The following is a 19,576-nucleotide window of genomic DNA, read 5'->3' on the forward strand; positions in this document are numbered from 1 at the left end:
CCCTCGTGCTCCGCGAGCTTCCGGCGGGCGCTCTCGGCCGCCCCGACCGGGGCGACCTGCTGCGCCCCGACCGGGTGACCCGGGCCCTGCCCGGCGGCGCGCACGAGGACTACGCCGTACCGGACCCGGAACTCGCCCGGCAGTTGGGGAAGCAGCCCACCCAGGACCCCGCGCCCCACGTCCTGGTGCCGACCCCGGCAGGCGACCCCGGCGAGGCCGTGCGCCGCGCGCTCACCCTCCTCCAGGACTGGCTGGCGGACGAGAGCCGCACGGATTCCACGCTCGTCCTCGTCACCCGCCGGGTCCACCACGACGTGGCGGAAGCCGCCGTCGCGGGTCTCGTACGGTCCGCCCAGCTCGAACACCCCGGCAGCTTCCGGGTGCTGGACCTGGCCGATCTCGACGCGGCCACCCTCGCCGCGATCCCCGCCGCCCTCGCCGCGGACGAGCCCCAGCTCACGCTGGCGTCCGGGACCGCGACCGTGACCCGGCTGTCACGTGCGCTCCCCGCTCCGGCGGGGACCGGCGAGCTCGGCAGGACCCTGGTGACCGGCGCCTCCGGCACCCTGGGGCAGCTCGTCGCCCGGCACCTCGTCCACGCACACGGCGTACGCGACCTGGTGCTGGCCGGCCGACGCGGCGCCGACGCCCCCGGCATGGCCGCCCTCACGGAGGAGCTGGCCGGTGCCGGGGCGCAGGTCCGTGCCGTCGCCTGCGACGTCACCGACCGTGCCGCTCTCGCGGTCCTGGCCGGCGGGGATTCCTTCACGACCGTCGTCCACGCCGCGGGCGTCCTCGACGACGGCTTGGTGACCGGCCTGACCCCCGAGCGCCTCGACCGCGTGCTCGGAGCGAAGCTCGACGCCGCGCTCCACCTCCACGAACTGCTGCCCCAGGCACGCCTGGTGCAGTTCTCCTCGGCCGTGGGCATCCTCGGCGGCCTCGGCCAGGCCAACTACGCCGCCGCCAACGCCGGCCTCGACGCCCTGGCCCGCCGCCGCCACGCCGCGGGCCTGCCCGGGATCTCCCTGGCCTGGGGCCTGTGGGACGCCACCAGCGGCATGACCGACGGCGTCGACCGGGACCGCCTGGGCCGCTCCGGCTTCCGGCCGCTGCCGACCGCGGACGCCCTCGCCGCCCTGGACGCCGCCCTGGCCTCGGACGAGCCGGTGCTCGCCCCGATCCGGCTCGACCCCGGCGCCCTGCGGGCCCAGGGAGAGGACGTCCCCGCACCGCTGCGCGACCTGTCCGGGAAACCCGCACGCCGCGGCGCCGCCACCGGGGGCGGCGCCGCCGTCTCCGAACTGGCCGCCCGCCTCGCCGGGAAGACCGGCCCCGAGCGCCTGCGCGCCCTGCTCGACCTGGTCGTCGGACACACCGCCGCCGTCCTCGGACATGCCTCGCCGGAGGCGGTCGACCCCGGCCGGGCCTTCAAGGACGCCGGCTTCGGCTCGCTCGCCGCCGTCGAACTGCGCAACCGCCTCGCCGCAGGCACGGGCCTGCGCCTCCCGGCCACCCTCGTGTTCAGCCACCCCAATCCGGCGGCGGTCGCCCGCCACCTGGACGAACTCCTCGCGGGCACCACCCCGGAGGCCGCTCCCGCGACCCGCGCCGCGGCCGCCGCCGCGGACGACCCCGTCGTCCTCGTCGGCCTCGGCTGCCGGCTCCCCGGCGGCGTCCGCACACCCGACGACCTCTGGGAGATGCTGGTCCACGAACGCGACGGCATCGGCCCGTTCCCCGACGACCGGGGCTGGCCCCTGGAGCGCCTCCACGACCCCGACCCGGCCGCCCCCGGCACCACCTACACCCGGCACGGCGGCTTCATGGCCGACGCGACGGCGTTCGACGCCGCCTTCTTCGGGGTCGCGCCCCGCGAGGCCGTCGCCATGGACCCGCAGCAGCGGATCCTGCTGGAAACCGTCTGGGAGGCCTGCGAGGACGCCGGCATCGACCCCGCCTCGCTGCGCGGCAGCCGCACCGGCGTGTTCGTGGGCGCCATGTACCAGGACTACGGCCGCCTCCTGGAGAACGCCGCCGCCGAGGGCTTCCTCGCCCCGGGCGTCGGCGGGGGAGTCCTCTCCGGACGGGTCGCCTACACCTACGGCCTGGAAGGCCCGACCGTCACCGTCGACACGGCCTGCTCCTCCTCGCTGACCGCCCTGCACCTCGCCGCGCAGGCGGTACGGGCGGGGGAGTGCGACCTCGCGCTCGCCGGCGGAGTCACCGTGCTCTCCACACCGGTGCCCTTCGTCGAGTTCAGCCGCCAGCGCGGACTGGCCGCCGACGGACGCTGCAAGCCCTTCGCCGCCGCGGCCGACGGCACCGCACTCGGCGAGGGCGCCGGAGTGGTGCTCGTCGAGCGCCTCTCCCGGGCCCGCGCCCTGGGCCACGAGGTGCTGGCCGTACTGCGCGGCAGCGCCCTCAACTCCGACGGCGCCAGCAACGGCCTCACCGCCCCCAACGGCGCGGCCCAGGAGAAGGTGATGCGCGCGGCGCTCGCCGCCGCCGGCCTGCACCCCGCCGACGTCGCCGCCGTCGAGGCGCACGGCACCGGCACGGCCCTCGGCGACCCCATCGAGGCGCAGGCGCTGCTCGCGGTCTACGGCCAGGACCGGCCGGCCCCGCTGCTGCTCGGCTCGCTCAAGTCCAACGTGGGACACGTCCAGGCGGCCGCCGGCATCGCGGGAGTGATCAAGGCGGTGCTGTCCCTGCGCAACGGCCTGCTGCCCCGGAGCCTGCACATCGACGAGCCCTCCCCGCACGTCGACTGGACCGCCGGCGATATCGCTCTGCTCGACCGGGCGCAGCCGTGGCCCGAGGGGACCGGGCCGCGGCGCATGGGAGTCTCCTCCTTCGGCATCAGCGGCACCAACGTGCACGTCCTGATCGAGCAGGCACCGGACCCCGAAGAGCCCCCGGAGCCGCTGCCGGCCCTGGACGGAGTGCCCTGGCTGCTGTCGGCACGCTCCGAGCAGGCCCTGCGCGGCCAGGCCCGCCGACTGCTGGAGTCGGACACCTCCGACCTCCCCGCCGTGGCGCGGGCCCTGTCCACCACCCGGGCCGCCCACCGCCACCGGGCCATGGTGAGCGGCGCCGACGCACAGCACAGGCGCGCCGCCCTCACGGCTCTGGCGTCCGGCGGCACGGCCGACGGCCTGCGCCGGGTGCGCGCCGCCGGGCAGCGGCTCACCCTGCTCTTCACCGGGCAGGGCAGCCAGCTCCCCGCGATGGGCAGGGGCCTGTACGAGACCTTCCCCGTGTACGCGCAGGCCTTCGACGAGGTGTCCGCGCACTTCCGGCTCGACACCCCGCTGCGGGAAGCGGTCTTCGAACGGGAGGACCTGCTGGACCGCACCGAGTACACCCAGCCGGCCCTCTTCGCCCTCCAAGTGGCCCAGTTCCGGCTGCTGTCGAGCTGGGGCGTCACCCCAGACTCCCTGATCGGGCACTCCATCGGCGAGCTCTCGGCGGCCTGCGTCTCGGGCCTGCTGCCCCTCGCCGACGCCGCCGCCCTCGTCGCCGCCCGCGGCCGGGTCCTCGGCCAACTGCCGGCCGGGGGAGCCATGGTGGCCGTACGGGCGACGGAGGAGGAAGTCCTCGCCGTCCTGGAGGGCCGCGCCGACCACGTGGGCATCGCCGCCGTCAACGGCCCCCGGTCGGTCGTCCTGTCCGGGGACGAGGAGGAGGTCCTGTCCGCGGCCCGGGAACTCTCGGAGCGCGGGCACCGTACGCGCCGGCTGCGCGTGGATGTCGCCTTCCACTCGCCCCGCGTGGACCCGGCGCTCGCCGAGTTCCGGGATGCCGCCGCCGAGGTCCGCTTCGGACGGCCCGGAATCCCCATCGTCTCCACCGTCCGCACCGCCCACGCGATGGACACCCCCGACTACTGGGTGGACCAACTGCGCGGCTCCGTGCGCTTCTTCGACGCCGTCCGCGAGGCCCACGGCGACGGAGTCACGGCCTTCCTGGAACTGGGACCCGACACCGTCCTGGCACCGGCCGCCGACTCGTGCCTGTCCGGCCTCCCGGTGCGGCCCGTCGCGCTGCTGCGCCGCGACCGCGACGATGTCCGCACCGCCGTCGAGGCGCTGGGGCTCCTGCACACCCACGGAGTGGAGGCCGACTGGTCGGCCGTCCACGCCGGGCGGCCGGCCACCCGGGTGCGGCTTCCGAAGTACGCCTTCCAGGAGCGCCGTTACTGGCCCGAGCCGGCCGAGGCGGCGCAGGCCGCGCCCGTACCCGCGCCCGTACCCGCGCCCGTACCCGCGCCCGTACCCGCGCCTGCGCCCGTACCCGTATCCGCATCCGCAGCCGATGCGGGGGCGGGGGCGCCCGCGCTCGATCCGTTCTGGTCGGCCGTCGAGAGCGCCGACCTCGGCGCCGCCCTCGACCTGCTGAACCTGCGGGGCGACGAGACACCGGCCCAGGTCCTCGACGCCCTCTGCCGACTGCGCTCCGGAGCGGCGGCGCCGGTCCTCCAGGGGGCGCGGTGGACACGCGTGCCGGACGGCCCCGTCCCCGAACTCGCCCACGACGTCCTGCTGCTCGCCCCCTCCACGGGCGACGAGGAGCTGGCCGACGGGGTCGCTGGCGCCCTGGTCCGGCACGGAGCCCGGGTCCGCTCGGGCGGTGGCGAGCGCCCGGACCTCGTGCTGGCCCTGCCCGGGACCGAACCGGCCGCCGAGGCGGGGGTGCCCCGGTGGGCCCTCGTCGAAGGCGGCGGCGTGGTGCCCGCCTGCGACCACGCCGTGACCCTCCCGAAGGAGCTCGACGCGCCCGCGCGCAGCCGCCTGTGCGCGGCCGTGGCCGAGGGGTACCGGGAGACGCGGATCGAATCGGACGGGCTGTTCGTGCGCACCTACGAGCCGTTGGACCGCACCGGCGTGTGGCGTCCCGAGGGGGACGTCCTGGTGGCCGGCCCGGCGGACGCGCTCACCGCGGCGACCGTCGACGCCGTGCTCGCGTCCGGGGCGCGCTGCCTGGTGGCCGGCGGTGCCGACCGCCCGGCCGGCGCCCGGGAGTTCGGGGACGCGGAGGGGACCGTGCGGCTCGCGGCGGCGATCGTCCGGGCCGGCAGCGGCTTCGAGGACGTGGCGGCGCCGCTGGTGGTCGTCGTGTCCGTGGGGGAGACCGTGCGGGAAGCGGGCGCCTCGCTCGCCGTGTCGGTCCACCCCGACCTCGACCCGAGGGCTGCGGTGAGCGGGCTGTGGCGGGCTATGTCCACCGAGGAGACGGCCGTACGCCTCCTGGACACCGCGCACGTGACACGGACCGCGCCGGAAGCGGAGCCCGAGGAGGCTACGGAAGCGGCGACGGATGAGGCGACGGATGCGGTGGCGGAAGAGACTACGGAAGAGGCGACGGACCTCACGCCGGAGCCCGGGCCCGAGCCAAAGCACGAGTCCGAGCCTCAGCCCGACGGTCCGCGGCATGCGGACTCCGACCTCCGGGCCACCCTCGCGGAACTCCCCCGAGCGGAGTGGGCGGAGGCCGTGCTCGGCGGTGTGCGGGGCCTCGCGGCCGCCGTGCTCGGGTACGAGTCCGCGTCCGAGATCGACCCCGAGGGAGAGTTCTTCGACATGGGCCTGACCTCGGTCACCGCCCTCGAACTGCGCGACCACCTGACCGGCTTGACCGGCCTGGAGTGGCCCGCGGACCTCCTCTACGAGTGCCCGACACCGCAGGTGCTGGCCGACCTCGTGACCGAGCAGCTGAGCGCGCCCCCTGCCTGAGCCGCCGCCGTCCGGACCGGCGGGGCGCCGTACTGATCCCCCAGTACGGCGCCCCGCGGATCAGGACGTGCAGGGTGACTCCGATACCGGGCACGCCCTGCCGAACTCAGGGGGCCGCACCACGAGCACCGTGCTTCCGAAGTGGCCTGCGGTCGCGACCACTTCAGATGTGGCCGGCGGGCGGCTTCTCGCCCGCCGGGCCGCGCTCTAGACTGCGACCGCTCCGAAATCTGGCGATCTTCTGGAGGGTGTGCAGGATGAGACGGACTCTCATGACCGCATTGGCTGCGGCAGCGTTGGTCGTGTCCGGGGGCAGCACCACCGCCTCCGCCTCCGCTTCTGATGCCCCGCCGCGCACCACGCACGGTCCCTGCCAGTACACCCAGACCCCGGACGAGCCGGCGTCGCGGCCGGTTCCCCTGCCACGCGATCCGCGGCACACCCCCAGTCACGGCACGGTCGGCATGGCTGTCCGGACCAGCCAGGGCCCGCTCCCGCTACGTCTGAACCGGGCGAAGGCGCCGTGCACGGTCCAGAGCTTCCTACACCTGGCGCGGCACCGGTTCTACGACCGCACGGTGTGCCATCGGCTGACGGCGTACCCGACGCTGAAGGTCCTGCAGTGTGGCGACCCGACCAGTACCGGCGAGGGCGGGCCGGGGTACAAGTACAAGGACGAGCTGCCGGTGGACCTGCCGCCGGCACCGAGCGATCCGACCGGCGCCCGTCGCCTTTACGGGCGCGGCTTGCTGGCGATGGCCAACGCCGGTCCGAACACGAACGGTTCGCAATTCTTCGTCGTCTACGGCGACTCCGCCCTGCGACCGAACTACACGGTGTTCGGCACGGTTGGCACCGCCGGCCTGAAGACTCTCGACAAGGTCGCCGCCGGCGGCATCGCGCCCACCGCGCAGGATCCGGCACCTGTCGACGGCACACCCGTGCTGCGAACCGAACTGCTCAACGTCCGGCCGCCCTGCCGGCCCTGACGAATCGCGGCGCGCTCAGCGCGGCGGTGGAGGCCGTCATGCGGATGGCCTCCACCCTCCGCTGACCACGAGACCTCGGATGCGTCTCGCGCTCGACGGCCCGGGCTCGGGCATTCCCCGTTGTCGCCTGCGGCTGAACCGCAGGCTCCCGCTCCCGCTGGCGGGGGAGACGCGCCAGGCGTGTCCGCAGGTGATCTCAGAGGAGCGTGCTGAACAGGGTGAGCAGGGTGCACACCCCGAGGTTGATCTTCTTGTGGTGCAGAAAGATCGCGGTGAACTCGCGGATCGTCGCGGTGGGCCAGAAGTAGGCGGCGGTAGGAGAGCCGATGACGTGGCCGTCGATGCCGGTGCGGCGTGCGGTGAGGGCGGCTCGGAAGACGTGGAAGTTGTTGGTGACGGCCACGAAGCGGTATTCCGGATTGCGTTCCTGCATGATCGCCGAGCTGAAGCGCAGGTTCTCCTCTGTGCTGCGCGAACGGTCTTCCCGTAGGACATGGCCCTCGGGAGCGCCGTGGGCGATGAGGTATGCGGCCATTGCGTCGGCCTCGGGTATGTCTTCGTCGGGGCCCTGGCCGCCGGAGGTGATCAGTACCGGCGGTGTTCCCCGCGCGGCCTGCCTCTCGTATACCGCTCGGGCCCGGTCCAGTCTGCTCGCCAACAGGGGCGGCACCCGGGATCCGCCGATCAGACCGGAGCCGAGGATGACCACGTAGTCCACGTCCTGACGGAGTGTCAGTCGCGCGTAGAAGAAGGCGTAGACGAGGAACGAGACGAAGAGATAGGAGACGTATCCGCTCACCAGCAGCACCGCGCCCGCGACGCGTTGCAGCGGCGCGGAGTTGGTGTGGTAGGCGGTCAGGGCGAGTGCGAACACGCCGAGGATGCTCACCCCCGCCAGGCCCGAGAGAAGGTTGGCGGGGCGTGGGCCCTCCTTGCGGATCATCTGGACCCCGTTCGCGATCAGGAAGAACGCGAGGACGAGGACGCTCAGGGCGAGGAGCAGGAGGGTGAGGGTCACCGCCACGACGAGCGGCGCGGGTGCGCTGCCGTCCGCGACCTGGGCGAGCAGGGCCACGGTCACGAGGACGAGGGTCAGTCCGAGGAGGACGGCGTTGCTGAAGCGTCGAGGGTCGCGTCGTACCCGGGAGAGGAAGAGGAGGAAGGACAGTCCGGCGGGGACCGCGAACACGAGCGACGCCATGGGTTCGTCTCAGTTTCCTTGATCGGTGGAGTGGTTGACCGGGTTCGGTGCGGGGCACCCGGAGGTTACCGGTCACTCGGGGCGTGGGCCGGTCCGTGTCGTGACCGATCGCAGCAGCGGTCGGCTGAGCGCGCTCGCCGCGAGCAGTCCTGTGACGCCGAGACCGCAGCACGCGGCGAGCAGGGCGAAGCTGCTCGCGTCGAGGGAGGAGGAGCCGCCGCCCAGGGTGAGCGGGGCGGCGCAGAAGATGCCGGTCAGGACGGCGCCGCCGGCCAGCACGGCCACCGGGATGAGGGTTTCCGCGCGGCGGGCCGCGTTCAGGACCTCCAGCGGGGTGCCCGGCGAGCCGGAGCAGGCCGTAGCTGCGGCAGCGGTCCAGGACCGAGGAGGCCGCGGTGATCCCGGCCGAGGCGATGGCGGTGACGAACGCGACGCCGAGGACGACCCGGGTGGCATTGGAGAAGTCCTTCGCGAACAGCTTGCGGGACCAGTTGACGTCGGTGCCGGTGACCGCGTACTGGCCGGGCACGAGTGACGTCAGGGCGGTGCGGGCGCGGTCCAGGTTCTCGGTGCCGCCGCGCATGCTGACGGTGACCTGGGCGCTGTTCTCGCCGCCGCCCACGGCGACCCAGTCGGTGTCGCTGCCGACGGTGGCGGCGACACCGGCGCGTTCCAATCGTGACCGTGCCTCCTGCTGGACCATGGCCACCCGGCTCTTGGGCACGGCCACCGCAAGGGTGTCGGGGCTACCCCAGACGGAGACGCCGCTGATGCTGAAGAGGGCGAAGAATCCGGCCACGAATCCGGCGAGGGTGAGCCCGGAGACCGTGCGCCAGCCGCCCTTGGGGTCGTCCAGCAGGCGGCGTCCGGCCAGCAGGGTCGCCGGGCGCCGTGCCTTCGCGGTGACGATCCGGCCGAGGACGCCGACCGCCCAGGGGCCGATCAGGGACAGGGCGAGGAAGACGATGGCGAACACCACCAGGACGCCGTTGGTGTCGTCCTTCTTCTCGTCGGTGAACCATGCGTAGCCGAGGATCACCCCGACGAACGCGAGTGCCCGCAGGAAGCTCATCCTGGGCGCCTGCGAGCGGCGCGCCACACCCAGCGGGCCGACCACGACCTGCCGCAGTCCGACGAGCGCGCTGACGACGACCATGGCGACCACTGCGGCGAGTGCGGCGAGCAGCACCGGCACTCCGGTCCACAAGTCGGCGGTGTACCAGTTGCCGCCCGCCACGCTCACCTCGGCGGCGGCCGGCACCAGCAGGCCGTAAGCGGCGGCACCCAGCAGGGCCCCCGCCGTGCCGGTGAGGACGGCCTCGGCAGCGGTGATCCCCGCGATCCGGCCGGGACTCGCGCCGATCAGCCGCAGTGCGGCCAGACGTTGGTCGCGGCGGGAGACCGAAAGACGGGCCGAGGAGGCGCCCAGGACCAGCAGCGGTACGACGACGAGAATGGTGGCGATCTTGGCCAGGCCCACGTACTCCTCGCCGATTCCGCCTGCCATGGGCCGTCCCGTGAAGTCGGCGACGCGGGTGGGGGTGACGGTGTCGCCGGGGCGGCGCGGGTCCGCCTCGCGCGGGACGGTGACGGCACGGTTGGTCGGCTTGTGGCCGACGACTGCGACCAGTTCACCGGGGTGGGCCAGGGCCGCGCGGCCCAGGGTTCCGTCGGTGTGCCGGCGACGGGGCGTTGGTCGGAGGGCAGGTGGCCGAGCCGGCCGGCGAGGGCCGGGGACACCCACACCTCACCCGGCTTTGGGAAACGGGGCATGCCGGGCGGGGCAGGGGCCTTCTTGCCGGGGAGCTCGGCGACATCGACGACGGTGACCGGGATTCCGCCGCTGAAGGTCATGCCGACGGCCTCGGTCGCGACGGGGGCGGCGGACTTCACGGGGCTGCGCCAGTCGGTGCGGTCGGCGCGCTGCTGGAAGCCGAGGTTGGCGGCCACGCAGAGGAGCAGCAGTGCGGTGCTCACCGCGGCCGCGGCGACGGCCAGCCCGGTGGCGAGCAGCCCCATCCGCCCTCCGGCGCGGGTCAGCCGCCAGGTCAGGGTCCATGTGGTGCCATCAAGTGCCCTCATCGGTCGTACCTCGCGCCCGCGTCGTGGCCGAACCCGGTGCGGGGCTCGCGCGAGGCGGCAGCGGACGCGTCCTCGGCGGCGTGGGTGAATGCCCTGGTGGCGTGGGCCGGTGCCCGGCCGTTCTCGGTCAGGCGCCCGTCGCGGACCTCGACAGTGCGGTCGCACCAGCGCGCCACGTTCACGTCGTGGGTGACCACGACGAGCGCGGCGCCCTGGCGGCGGGTGACCTCGACCAGCAGGCCGATCACCTCCGTGCCGGTGGCCTGGTCCAGCGCTCCCGTGGGCTCGTCGGCGAAGATCACCTGCGGGCCGCCGACCAGCGCCCGCGCGATCGCCACCCGCTGCGCCTGCCCGCCGGACAGCTCCCCGGGCCGCCGCCCCTCCTTACCCGCAAGGCCCAGGACCGGGAACCACTCCCGCGCCTTGCGGACCGCCTGGCGGCGCGGCATCCCGCCGAGCATCAAAGGCAGCGCCACGTTCTCGTCGGCGGGCAGCTCCGGCAGCAGCTGGCCGGACTGGAAGACGAATCCGAAGTGGGTGCGGCGAAGTTCGCTGCGCTCCGGCTCGCCCAGATGGTCCACGCGTGCGCCGGCCAGCAGGACTTGACCCTCGTCGGGCCGTTCGATGCCGGCCAGGCAGTGCAGCAGGGTGGACTTGCCCGACCCGGACGGGCCCATGACCGCCAGCGACTCGCCCGCCGGGACGGACACGTCGACGCCGGCCAGCGCGCGGGTCAGGCCGAAGGACTTCGTCAGGCCGGTCCCCCTCAGAACGGGGGCCGTGGCGGCCGTAGCGCGCGAGGTCATCATGCCGCCTCCGTGGTGAGGAGGGCGCACAGGACGAAACCGAGCCCAGCGGGGGCTGACCGGACGCGGCCGGGAACAGTGAGGATCTGCATGGTCTCGACGATCCCGCCGTGGCGCCGCGCCTGTCCTCGGCCACCGGGCTGGTACGGACCGGTCGGATCGGCCTGCGGGCCGACCCCCTCCTCAGCCGCAGGTCTCTAGGCTGCACAGTGTGGAATCCGATACTCCGCTCCCCCCGGCCCTACGACGGCTGATGATCGGCACGCTCGTCACCGGCCTGGTGCTGCTGTGGCTGTACGACCTGGCGGTCTCCGACCTCGGCGGCTGGCCGCTGAGACCGCTCGTGCTGGGCTTCGGCGTCCTCACCGCCCTTGCGCTGATCAGGCCCGACCGCGGCCCCGGGCCCGGGACGCGGGCCGGCGCCGCGGCACTGGGTTCGCTGCTGCTCACCGTGGCATACCTCGTCCTCGCTCCGTATACGTACGCGTGGGGGCTGCTGGAGACCGTGGCGTTGCTGGTCCTGCTCGTGCGCACCGCGCACCGGGTGCGGCGTCCGGCCGCCGCTGTGGCGCTGTCGACCGCCTTGGGTGTCGCGGTGATCGTCTTGCCGCTGCGCCCGGGGGGCTCCGACGCCGTGACGTTCTGCTTCCTCCTGACCTTCGCCGTCGGCGGGGCGGCAGCTCTGGGCTGCTATCTGCGCTTGCTGGACGCCCGCCGGGCCCGGGCCGTGACCGCTGTACGCCAGAACGAACGGCTGGAGCTCGCGCGCGATCTGCACGACTTCGTCGCCCACCACGTCACCGGCATCATCGTGCACGCCAACGCGGCGCTGATGATCCAGGAGACCTCACCGGAGCAGGTCAAACCGCTGCTGGAGGGCATCTCACGGGCCGGCGGGGAGACCTTGGACTCCATGCGCCGCCTGGTACGGGTGCTGCGCGAGGACGACCACCAGGCCGCACGCCCGGGCGAGCTGCTGAGCGAGCTGGACCGCCTGGTCGGCGCGTTCTCCGGAAACGGCACCGAGGTGAAGCTGGACATCACGCCCGAGGCGCGCGGGGTGCGGCTGGCGCCCGAGGTGGAGACCTCCGTCCACCGCGTGGTGCAGGAGGCGCTGACCAACGTACGGCGCCATGCCCACGGGGCGGATGTCGTCGTCCGCCTCGGCCTGGACCGGCACACCTGTGGGGAGCTGCTGCGCGTGGAGGTGCGCAACGCGGCGCCGGGCGCGAGCAGCACCGTGCCGACCGGTGGCCGGGGCGGCTTCGGCCTGGTGGGCCTGCGCGAGCGGGTGGAGGCCGTCGAAGGGTCGCTGAGCAGCGGCAGGACAGCGGACGGGGGCTGGTGCGTGAGCGCCGCCTTCCCCGTCCTGGCGGCTGTGGAAGGATCACCGGCATGAACGGTGCCGGTGGTGCGAACGGGGTGAGCCAGGCGAGTGTGGCGAGTGTGCCCCGGACGCGGGTGCTGATCGCGGACGACCAGGAGATGGTCCGTACCGGCTTCCGGCTGATCCTGGGCACCCAGCCCGACCTGGAGGTCATCGGCGAGGCCGCCGACGGCGCCGCGTGCGTCGAACTCGCCCGCCGACTGCGCCCCGACGTGTGCCTCGTCGACATCCGCATGCCCAAGCTGGACGGCCTGGAGGTCACCCGCGCCCTGGCCGGCCCCGGCACCACCGCCCCCCTGCGCGTCGTCGTGGTGACCACCTTCGACCAGGACGACTACGCCTACGCCGCCCTGCGCAACGGCGCTTGCGGCTTCCTCCTCAAGGACGCCGCCTCCAGCCTGCTGATCGAGGCCGTACGGTCCGCCGCCCGCGGCGACGCCCTGATCTCCCCGGCGGTCACCGTCCGCCTGCTCGAGCACCTCGCAGGACAGCAGCCGGCGTCCGCCGCTCCCCATCCGCTCTCCGAGCGGGAACTCGACGTCGTACGACTGGTCGCGGTGGGCCGCACCAACCAGGAGATCTGCGACCAGCTCTACCTGTCCTTGGGCACCGTCAAGACCCACCTGGCCAACGTCAAGGACAAGCTGGGTGTCCGCAACCGCGTCGAGATCGCCGCCTGGGCCTGGGATACCGGCACAGTACGCGAACGCCAGGGCCCGCCGGCCTGATCCTCGCGGGATCGGCCTCCGGGCCGACCCATGGCGGCCCCGATCGGCCTGCGGGCCGAAGCGGTGCCCCCATTCCACGGGCCACTCTCCTCAGGACAGCTCCGCCGGAGCGAGCACATCCCTCAGGAGAACCATGAAGTACCTCGCTGTTTCCCTGGCGACAGTCGGCGCCGTCGCAGTGGCCGGACTGGCATTCGTGGCCGTGCCTCGGCTGCTGAGCACGGAGTCGACCAGCACCATGGGCCCCGCGGCGACCGTGTCCCGGACAGAGGTGGAGAAGCAAGTCCGCGACAACTACGCAGTACCACCGGTGCAGAAGAAGCCCAAGGCGGTCAGCTGCGTCGGAGGCCTCAGGCCGTACAAGGAGGACACGGTCGAGTGCACGGTGACGCCCCAGGACGGAAAGACGCAGCACATCGCGGTCTCCGTCACCAAGGTCGACGGGAGCAAGGTCTCGTACGACTACGCGGTGCTGGCCGAGTGAAGACTGGCCATGGCCCCATCGCGCCCCTGGCCGTCGCCACCTGGATCCGGCGCGGCAGTGGCCAGCTCGGACCACGCGGGACCTTTGGCCGGCGGGCGGGGAAGAGCAGCGCGGTGGCGAGCGGGTCGGAGACGAGGGGCAGCCCGTTCCTCCACCCTTCGTGCGGGTTGTAGTTGGCCCTCAGGTCGAGCAGCCACACCACGGCCAGGTCCCCGCAGAGCGAGGCCGTGATGACACGCCGGACGGCCTGGGAGCGGGTCGGCCTGCAGGCCGATGCCTGCTGCCCGGGACCGGCCCGGAGGCCGAGGACGGGCAGGGCGGTACGGCGGGATCGTCGACGGGCAAGCCGATTCCCACCCGTCTCCATTTCGCCCTGGCGGCCCCGCCGGGCTGTGCTTCGTCCTGTCCGCCCCCGTCACCGTAGGGGCGGCCCGATGAGTAAAGGAATACGCCACATGATCCTCAAGTCCATCGCCCTGACCGCCCTTACGACCGCAGTCTGTGCCGTCGGCCTGCCTGGAGTCGCGACTGCTCTACCAGAGCCGCAGAAAGCACAGGAGACCATTGCGTGGGGCACGTGCGACCGGCCTGCGGACATGCCGGTCGCGGACGGGGTCCAGTGCGGCACGCTCACGGTTCCCGTCGACTGGGCCAAGCCGGAATCGGGAGCCGTGGCTCTGCGCGCCTACCGCTGGAAAGCTGCCGGCCCGTCGAAAACCAAGGGAACGATCCTCAACTTCCCGTCAGGTCCGGGAGAAACGGGCGACATTGCCTTTGCCACACTGCGTAAGAGTCTGCCCGGCTACGACCTGATCGCGCTCGACCCGCGCGGTGTGGGGGCCAGCGGCCCGCTGAGCTGCGCAACCGACAAGGCGCTCAAAATTCCCTATGTCCCCCCGATGGACCGGCGGACGTTCCATGCACTGAAGGAGAACCAGCGCTCGTTCTGGTCGACGTGCACCACCAACCCGGCGGGCCTGAAGCACCATCTGGACGCCTACAGCAACGCCAGGGACGCCGAGGCCCTCCGCAAGGCCATGCACTTGGACCGGATCAACGTGTACGGGTTCTCGTACGGCACTCTGATCGCGGAGCGCTATCTCGGCCTGTACGGAGACCACGTCAACGGATCCGTCCTCGAGGGAGTGATGAACCCCGCGCAGTCGCGGCGGGAATTCGTCACCAGCGCGGCCCACGGCATGGAGGCGATCTTCGACCGATTCAAGAAGTGGTGCGAAGAGGAGGCGGCTTGCGCGCTCCATGGCAAGGACGTGGTATCCGCATTCAGGAAGGCTCAGAAGAAGGCCGACGAAGGGCACATCCCCGGCTCGCTCATCACGACACCTTGGTCGTCCGTGGCGGTCACCCGGTACTTCGAGCTCACCGCGTCAAAGGGCTTCAAGGACGCCGCCGACGGCCTCAAGAAGCTGTCGGAGGGCAAGAACCCGATGCCCGGCGACGAGGAAACGGGCCAGGACCAGATACCGAAGACCTACCCTTACGCGGATCCGATTGTTTGCTCCGACTTCGACCTGTCCGTCAAGAACGTCGGCCAGGCCCGACGCGACCTGACGGCCACCCGGAAGGCGGCCCCCGTCCTGGGATTCTCGACGAACAGCAACAACTACACGTCGATCTGCCTCGCCGGACCCCACCCCGCCAAGAAGTCGGACAAGGCGGTGACGTCGCGCAGCGCTCACCCCACCATGCTGTTGAGCAACACGCTCGACCCGGCCACCCCTCTCACCTGGGTCAACAGCGTGGCACGCCAGCTCGGGCACAAGGCCATCGAAGTGCGGACCGACAAGGTAGGCCACGGCGGCGGCCTGGACAATCCGGAGACCAAGCGCAAGGTAGTGGCCTACATGTCCCAGGCCAACCGGACCGGACGCTAACCCCCACGACGAGCACGGCGCCTCAAGGTGTGAGGTCTACCCCGCGCCGCGCCTGTCGATAAACGAACGAATGAATGACAACAGGCGCCGCAGGCATCCAATGAACTTGGACATTCCGGGGCGTTGGGGCGGTGCTGATCCAATGAGTCGCTTGTCCTCAGTCAGGCTGACTTCGGCGCCGGCCGCTAACGCAATGGGCGGGGCAAGAAAGCGTCTTGGTCGCATCCCGCCCATCGTGGTCCTCAGGACCCCCGCCGCGGCGCGGGCCGACTGGGCGTGATCATCACGAGAGAAGCGTCCTCTAATCGGCGGGCCTTCTCCCGCATCTGGCAGCACAGGGGGGCCTGGATCCGCTGATCCAGCCCCCTCACGTCACAGTCAGAAGCAGTGGAACATCGCTCCGACCAGGCCAGGAAGTCAGCTGACATGAGGTGCCGCTGACGGCTCGTCCGGTTCTGATCGAAGATCGCGTTTACGACCTTCCTGGAGGCGGTCGTCGGGGCCGGGATCCCCGGTCGCCGGCCGCGCTACCTGTCCTGCTTCCAGGCCGTGATCATCGACTCGATCAACGCCTGCTGCCCGTCCGATAGATCGTTGGGGTACGGCTCTCTCTTCCCGTCCCGCAGCTCAATGTGGACTTGCTCGCCAAGCGGTCCGACGGCGATCAGCATTCGGGCGATCACGAACCGAGGCAGATCAGACTCACGGTGCCACGCTGAATCTCAACAAGGTTGACCAGATTCGAAGCTCCGCAGCCCTCGGCGGAGCTTCGAACCTCAGGACCGAGACCCTTGCAGCGAGCCGCCAGGGTCGAGGCCATCCGCCCCCTACCAAGAGGGACCAGGGGGGCCGGGGGGTCCCTCGGGGCCCGGGGGGCCTGCTTCTCCCTTGGCGCCTGGCGCCCCGGGGGTACCGGGGGTGCCGGGGGGTCCGATGCTGCCGGGGGTGCCGGGGGTACCCGGGGGCCCGGGAGTGCCAGGGGAGACCACCGCCCCGAGCACGTCGCCAAGGAGGTCTGGGTTGTAAGAGTTCGCGCTGCCACACGAGTTCGGTGCCATCGCTCCGGAGGCGATAGCACACACGTTGCTGCGCCGACGCTGAGTAACGTCGTGAGAGTCCCTGTGAATCTTGTGAGACTGTTGATCGATATTGTGGGAGTCCACCTGGACATGGTGAACGCCATGAGCGTGGTGAGCACCCGAGTCAGCAATGGCCCAGCCTGCGTCCGGGAGCACAAGCCCGCCCGCCGCAGCCACAATGTAGGCAGCTTGCCTTAGCAATTCCCCTCCTTGATCGGCGATGTGGCCTGTGTTGAGGCCACGGACCTCACAACGACCAGACAAACTTCAAGGTGCGAATGGCCCTCTCAATTCACCTGTTCCGCTTACGACACATGACGGGGGAGGGGCGATTCGCCGTTCGACGCGCAGTTGACGATGCCAGAGAGTTGCCACGGTCTGCCAGGAACGCTGGTGGCAAGTTTCATTTCGTCGGACTTCCTGCAGGGGAGCCGAACTCGCAGCGTTTCGCGGCTGGCGGCGGTCAGTAGGTTCAGCTCTGATCAGCGTTTCGAGCTCGTCGAGCATGACCGCGCACGGCGTGAGAAGGATGTGGAGTCGGAGGAGGTCGAATTGGGCCGGCCCGTAGCCTTGGCGTTTGCGGAATTACCGCGGTTGACGTAGCCTTCGACCGCGCCGTTCGATTAGGGCAGGGTCAGAGGGGCGAGTTTGCGTACAGTCTTGCGGTCCATGTGCAGTGTCTGGGTAATCACCTGCAGGGAACACCGTTGCCGTACATCTCGCGCACCTTGGCGAAGTGGCCTCGTGTGTTCGCCGCCGCGACCGGCATATAGGCAACGTCGCTACGCATCTCGTGCTCGGAATGGCGGCGAAATGCGTGGTAGGTGGTGGCCGGGCAGGTCCGGAGGTCCGCAGTCGGTGGACTGCGGACCTCCGGACCTCAGCACTGGGGCCTAGGAGGAGTTACCCAGGCTCAGGGGCAGCGTCCTCTACAGAAGGGGCGTGGCGGCGCCGGGGGAGAGTACTGCCCCGAGCACGTCGCCGAAGATGACGGGGTGGTAGACATTCGCGCTGCCACATGAGTTCGGTGCCAGTGACCCGGTGGCGATGGCACACGTCCTGGTGCTGCTGTTTTGAGCAATGTCGTGGGAGTCCATGTACACCTTGTGAGACTCTTGGTCGAGGTTGTTGGAGTTCACCTGGACATGGTGAACGTTACCGGCGTGGTGGGCGCCCGAGTCGGCAATGGCCAAGCCTGCGTCCGCGAGCACGAGCCCGCTCGCCGCAGCTACGATATAGGCGGCCTGCCTGAGCATTGTTCCTCCATGGTCAGCAATGCGGTCCTGTCGATGAGACCACAGACCCAGAACGAGCAGCGAAGAAGCAGGGTGCGAATGGCTCCGTCTCTTCACCTGTTCTGCTCAATGGCGGATGGTGGAGGAGGCGTCGATGGGCTGTTCGGTATGTGGCTGACAGTGCCAGGACGGAAAGTCACCCCCAATGGATGCGACCGCACCGCCCTTGGGGCATGCACCGGTCGGCTGAGCTGCCCGCGGGGAAAACAGCTCACGTTGGAGTAACGTCCCGCTAGATCGGTCGTTGTCGATATGGCGAGGGGCCAGCCGATCATTGGCCGCGTCACCGTGATGGCATGACGTGTCTGCTGTGATAGCGCGGACATTTGGTCGGGGGAGTTTCTGGGAGGCACGGCCACCGGACATCCCGAAGGACGTCAGGGTGCTTCTGGTCGGGCGTGGTTCTTGGTTCGCCATGACGCCTTGGGTGGGGCATCGGCGGCGCCATCCATTCCGTTTTCCCTTGCGTGGGCCGGCTGTGAGGGCGGTTCACCGATTCTGAGTGTTGAGGGTAGGCAGCATGACATCCGAGGCGACCATGGCACGGTCGGATATCACTGTTGAGGCGTCGGAAGCACCGTCGCTGGTGTCCATGGATGCGCTGTGGCGGTTGCCGGTGACGGTGTGCCGCATCTCCAATTTCCTGGGCGAACGAGCGTCCGGCGCCCTGTTGGAGCGCGCCATCACTTCCGCTTCGGGTGCTTTGCCGCCTTCCACGGTTCGCGTCAATCGGGAGGTGGACCCGGCGATGCGCAGGTCGCGGTCGGATGGTGACTTCGCGGTGCCTGAGCTGCTGTCGGCCATTGAGGACGTACGGGAGGCAGTCGAGCAGACGCTGGGAGTGTCCTGTGAGGGCACCGAGCCCAGTTATGGCCTCAATGTGCACAACGACGGCGACTTCTATCTACCGCATCAGGACACAGGTCCCGGGCCGGCCGCACAGCGCTTGCTCACGTTCGTGTACTACCTGCATCGCACACCCCGCCCTTTTCAGGGCGGGAATCTGAGAGTGTTCGACGTGGTCCTGCCGGTGCACACCGAGGGCGTCGCGTCCTGGGAGGACCGTACCTGGCGGGACTGGGAGCCCGAACACGACAGCATCGTGTTCTTCCGCCCTCCGCCTGGCACGAGGTGCGGAAGGTCAGCTGCCCGACCAAGGAGCCCGCGGACAGCCGCTTCGCTGTCAACGGCTGGCTGTGCCGCCCAGAACTCCCCAACCCCCGCTGAATTACCGCGCCGACACGAACATCCCGGACGCTAAGCCCGGGAAGTTGAGGACTGGCCTTTGCGCGTCGCAAGGCCACAGCTTTGCGCCCCGACGCGCGAACGCCTCCAACATCGCTATTTCGCGATGTTGGAGGCGTTCGTCTCTCCCCGCGTACTGAGCCTGCTCCTCGGTGACCACTGGGTGTGCCGACGAGCGGGCGCTCACGTCCCGGAGGCCATCCGGGACAGCCCTTAGACCGTGTCCTATGTGGTGAGGCGGACGTATCGCTTGTAGCAGCAGATGGCGGCGGCGAGTCCGAGAAAGGCCAGGTAGTTGCGGTGGCCGCGTTCGTAGCGGGGGCTGAGTCTGCGGTAGCCCGACAGCCACGACATGGCGCGCTCGATCACCCATCTACGCCGCCCTAAGCGTTCGCTGGACTCGATGCCCTTGCGGGCGATCCGCACTCCAATCCGCCTACCACGCAGCCATTTCCGCAGGTCGGGTCTGTCATACGCCTTGTCGGCATGCAGGCGCTCGCGGGTTTGAAGTAGCGGCCGCGGTGAGGGTCGTGTCTCGTTTGGTGACCCTCGACCATCGGCTTCAGCCCTTGGCTGTCGTGGGTGTTCCCCGCCGAGACGCCGACGACCAAGGGCAGTCCGTTCGCGTCCGACAGGATGTGCATCCTGGA

At 71.1% G+C, this 19,576-nt stretch carries 14 protein-coding genes and 2 pseudogenes (1 of these 16 running past the window's edge); 8 read left to right on the plus strand and 8 right to left on the minus strand.

From position 1 onward, the window contains the following. A protein-coding gene (locus IEY78_RS01805; protein WP_189095692.1) for a type I polyketide synthase crosses the window boundary here: on the plus strand, positions 1-5,735 show its 3' portion. The gene continues 3,595 nt to the left of window position 1, outside the view; only the last 5,735 of its 9,330 coding nucleotides appear in the window; its start codon lies off the left edge, out of view; it ends in the stop codon at positions 5,733-5,735. Between the two features lie 272 nt (positions 5,736-6,007). Continuing rightward, positions 6,008-6,724: a peptidylprolyl isomerase gene (locus IEY78_RS01810; RefSeq protein WP_229699624.1), complete on the plus strand. Its 717-nt coding sequence runs from the start codon at positions 6,008-6,010 to the stop codon at positions 6,722-6,724. 196 nt (positions 6,725-6,920) lie between these two features. Here the strand turns inward: IEY78_RS01810 and IEY78_RS01815 are convergent, their stop codons facing one another. Further along, the gene (locus IEY78_RS01815; RefSeq protein ID WP_189095694.1) at positions 6,921-7,925 is read right to left on the minus strand and encodes a YdcF family protein; all 1,005 of its coding nucleotides are present in this window, start codon (positions 7,923-7,925) and stop codon (positions 6,921-6,923) included. A 72-nt stretch (positions 7,926-7,997) separates the two neighbouring features. Then, entirely contained in the window at positions 7,998-8,210 is a 213-nt protein-coding gene (locus IEY78_RS34095) for a hypothetical protein (RefSeq protein ID WP_229699625.1), read from the minus strand. Positions 8,211-8,320: 110 nt separating this feature from the next. On the opposite strand from IEY78_RS34095, the gene IEY78_RS34100 reads away from it, so the two are divergent. Then, positions 8,321-8,953 carry a hypothetical protein gene (locus IEY78_RS34100; RefSeq protein ID WP_229699626.1) on the plus strand — a complete coding sequence of 211 codons (633 nt, stop codon included), beginning with the start codon at positions 8,321-8,323 and terminating at the stop codon, positions 8,951-8,953. 158 nt (positions 8,954-9,111) lie between these two features. Here the strand turns inward: IEY78_RS34100 and IEY78_RS35280 are convergent. From IEY78_RS35280 to IEY78_RS01825, 3 genes and pseudogenes are all read right to left on the minus strand, one after another. Then, positions 9,112-9,405 (minus strand): annotated as a pseudogene (locus tag IEY78_RS35280) (FtsX-like permease family protein); the annotation flags it as partial. Then, positions 9,288-10,007, minus strand: a complete 720-nt coding sequence (locus IEY78_RS34105; RefSeq protein ID WP_229699627.1) for a hypothetical protein — start codon at positions 10,005-10,007, stop codon at positions 9,288-9,290. The pseudogene IEY78_RS35280 and the gene IEY78_RS34105, both read right to left, overlap by 118 nt. Next, the gene (locus IEY78_RS01825; protein ID WP_229699628.1) at positions 10,004-10,816 is read right to left on the minus strand and encodes an ABC transporter ATP-binding protein; all 813 of its coding nucleotides are present in this window, start codon (positions 10,814-10,816) and stop codon (positions 10,004-10,006) included. Before IEY78_RS01825 ends, IEY78_RS34105 begins: the two co-directional genes overlap by 4 nt. A 208-nt stretch (positions 10,817-11,024) precedes the next feature. Here IEY78_RS01825 and IEY78_RS34770 point away from each other — a divergent pair, with 208 nt between their 5' ends. From IEY78_RS34770 to IEY78_RS01845, 4 genes are all read left to right on the plus strand, one after another. Continuing rightward, the gene (locus IEY78_RS34770; protein WP_189095695.1) at positions 11,025-12,212 is read left to right on the plus strand and encodes a sensor histidine kinase; all 1,188 of its coding nucleotides are present in this window, start codon (positions 11,025-11,027) and stop codon (positions 12,210-12,212) included. Continuing rightward, positions 12,209-12,928 carry a response regulator gene (locus IEY78_RS01835; protein WP_189095696.1) on the plus strand — a complete coding sequence of 240 codons (720 nt, stop codon included), beginning with the start codon at positions 12,209-12,211 and terminating at the stop codon, positions 12,926-12,928. Before IEY78_RS34770 ends, IEY78_RS01835 begins: the two co-directional genes overlap by 4 nt. A gap of 133 nt (positions 12,929-13,061) precedes the next feature. Then, positions 13,062-13,412, plus strand: a complete 351-nt coding sequence (locus tag IEY78_RS01840) for a DUF4333 domain-containing protein (RefSeq protein ID WP_189095697.1) — start codon at positions 13,062-13,064, stop codon at positions 13,410-13,412. A 455-nt stretch (positions 13,413-13,867) separates the two neighbouring features. Then, positions 13,868-15,307, plus strand: a complete 1,440-nt coding sequence (locus IEY78_RS01845; protein ID WP_229699629.1) for an alpha/beta fold hydrolase — start codon at positions 13,868-13,870, stop codon at positions 15,305-15,307. Between the two features lie 2,008 nt (positions 15,308-17,315). On the opposite strand, the gene IEY78_RS01855 is transcribed toward IEY78_RS01845, so the two are convergent. Both IEY78_RS01855 and IEY78_RS34115 read right to left on the minus strand, forming a co-directional pair. Continuing rightward, complete coding sequence (locus tag IEY78_RS01855; RefSeq protein ID WP_189095700.1) at positions 17,316-17,642, minus strand: hypothetical protein; 327 nt, start codon at positions 17,640-17,642, stop codon at positions 17,316-17,318. A 528-nt stretch (positions 17,643-18,170) separates the two neighbouring features. Then, complete coding sequence (locus tag IEY78_RS34115) at positions 18,171-18,485, minus strand: hypothetical protein (protein ID WP_229699644.1); 315 nt, start codon at positions 18,483-18,485, stop codon at positions 18,171-18,173. Here IEY78_RS34115 and IEY78_RS01860 point away from each other — a divergent pair. Further along, on the plus strand, positions 18,430-18,942 hold the full coding sequence (locus IEY78_RS01860; RefSeq protein WP_229699643.1) for a 2OG-Fe(II) oxygenase: 513 nt from the start codon (positions 18,430-18,432) through the stop codon (positions 18,940-18,942). The genes IEY78_RS34115 and IEY78_RS01860 overlap by 56 nt on opposite strands. A 209-nt stretch (positions 18,943-19,151) precedes the next feature. Here IEY78_RS01860 and IEY78_RS01865 read toward each other — a convergent pair. Next, a pseudogene (locus IEY78_RS01865) lies at positions 19,152-19,576 on the minus strand (IS5 family transposase); the annotation flags it as partial.

The sequence above is a fragment of the Streptomyces kronopolitis genome, from assembly GCF_014646275.1.
Taxonomy (GTDB): domain Bacteria; phylum Actinomycetota; class Actinomycetes; order Streptomycetales; family Streptomycetaceae; genus Streptomyces; species Streptomyces kronopolitis.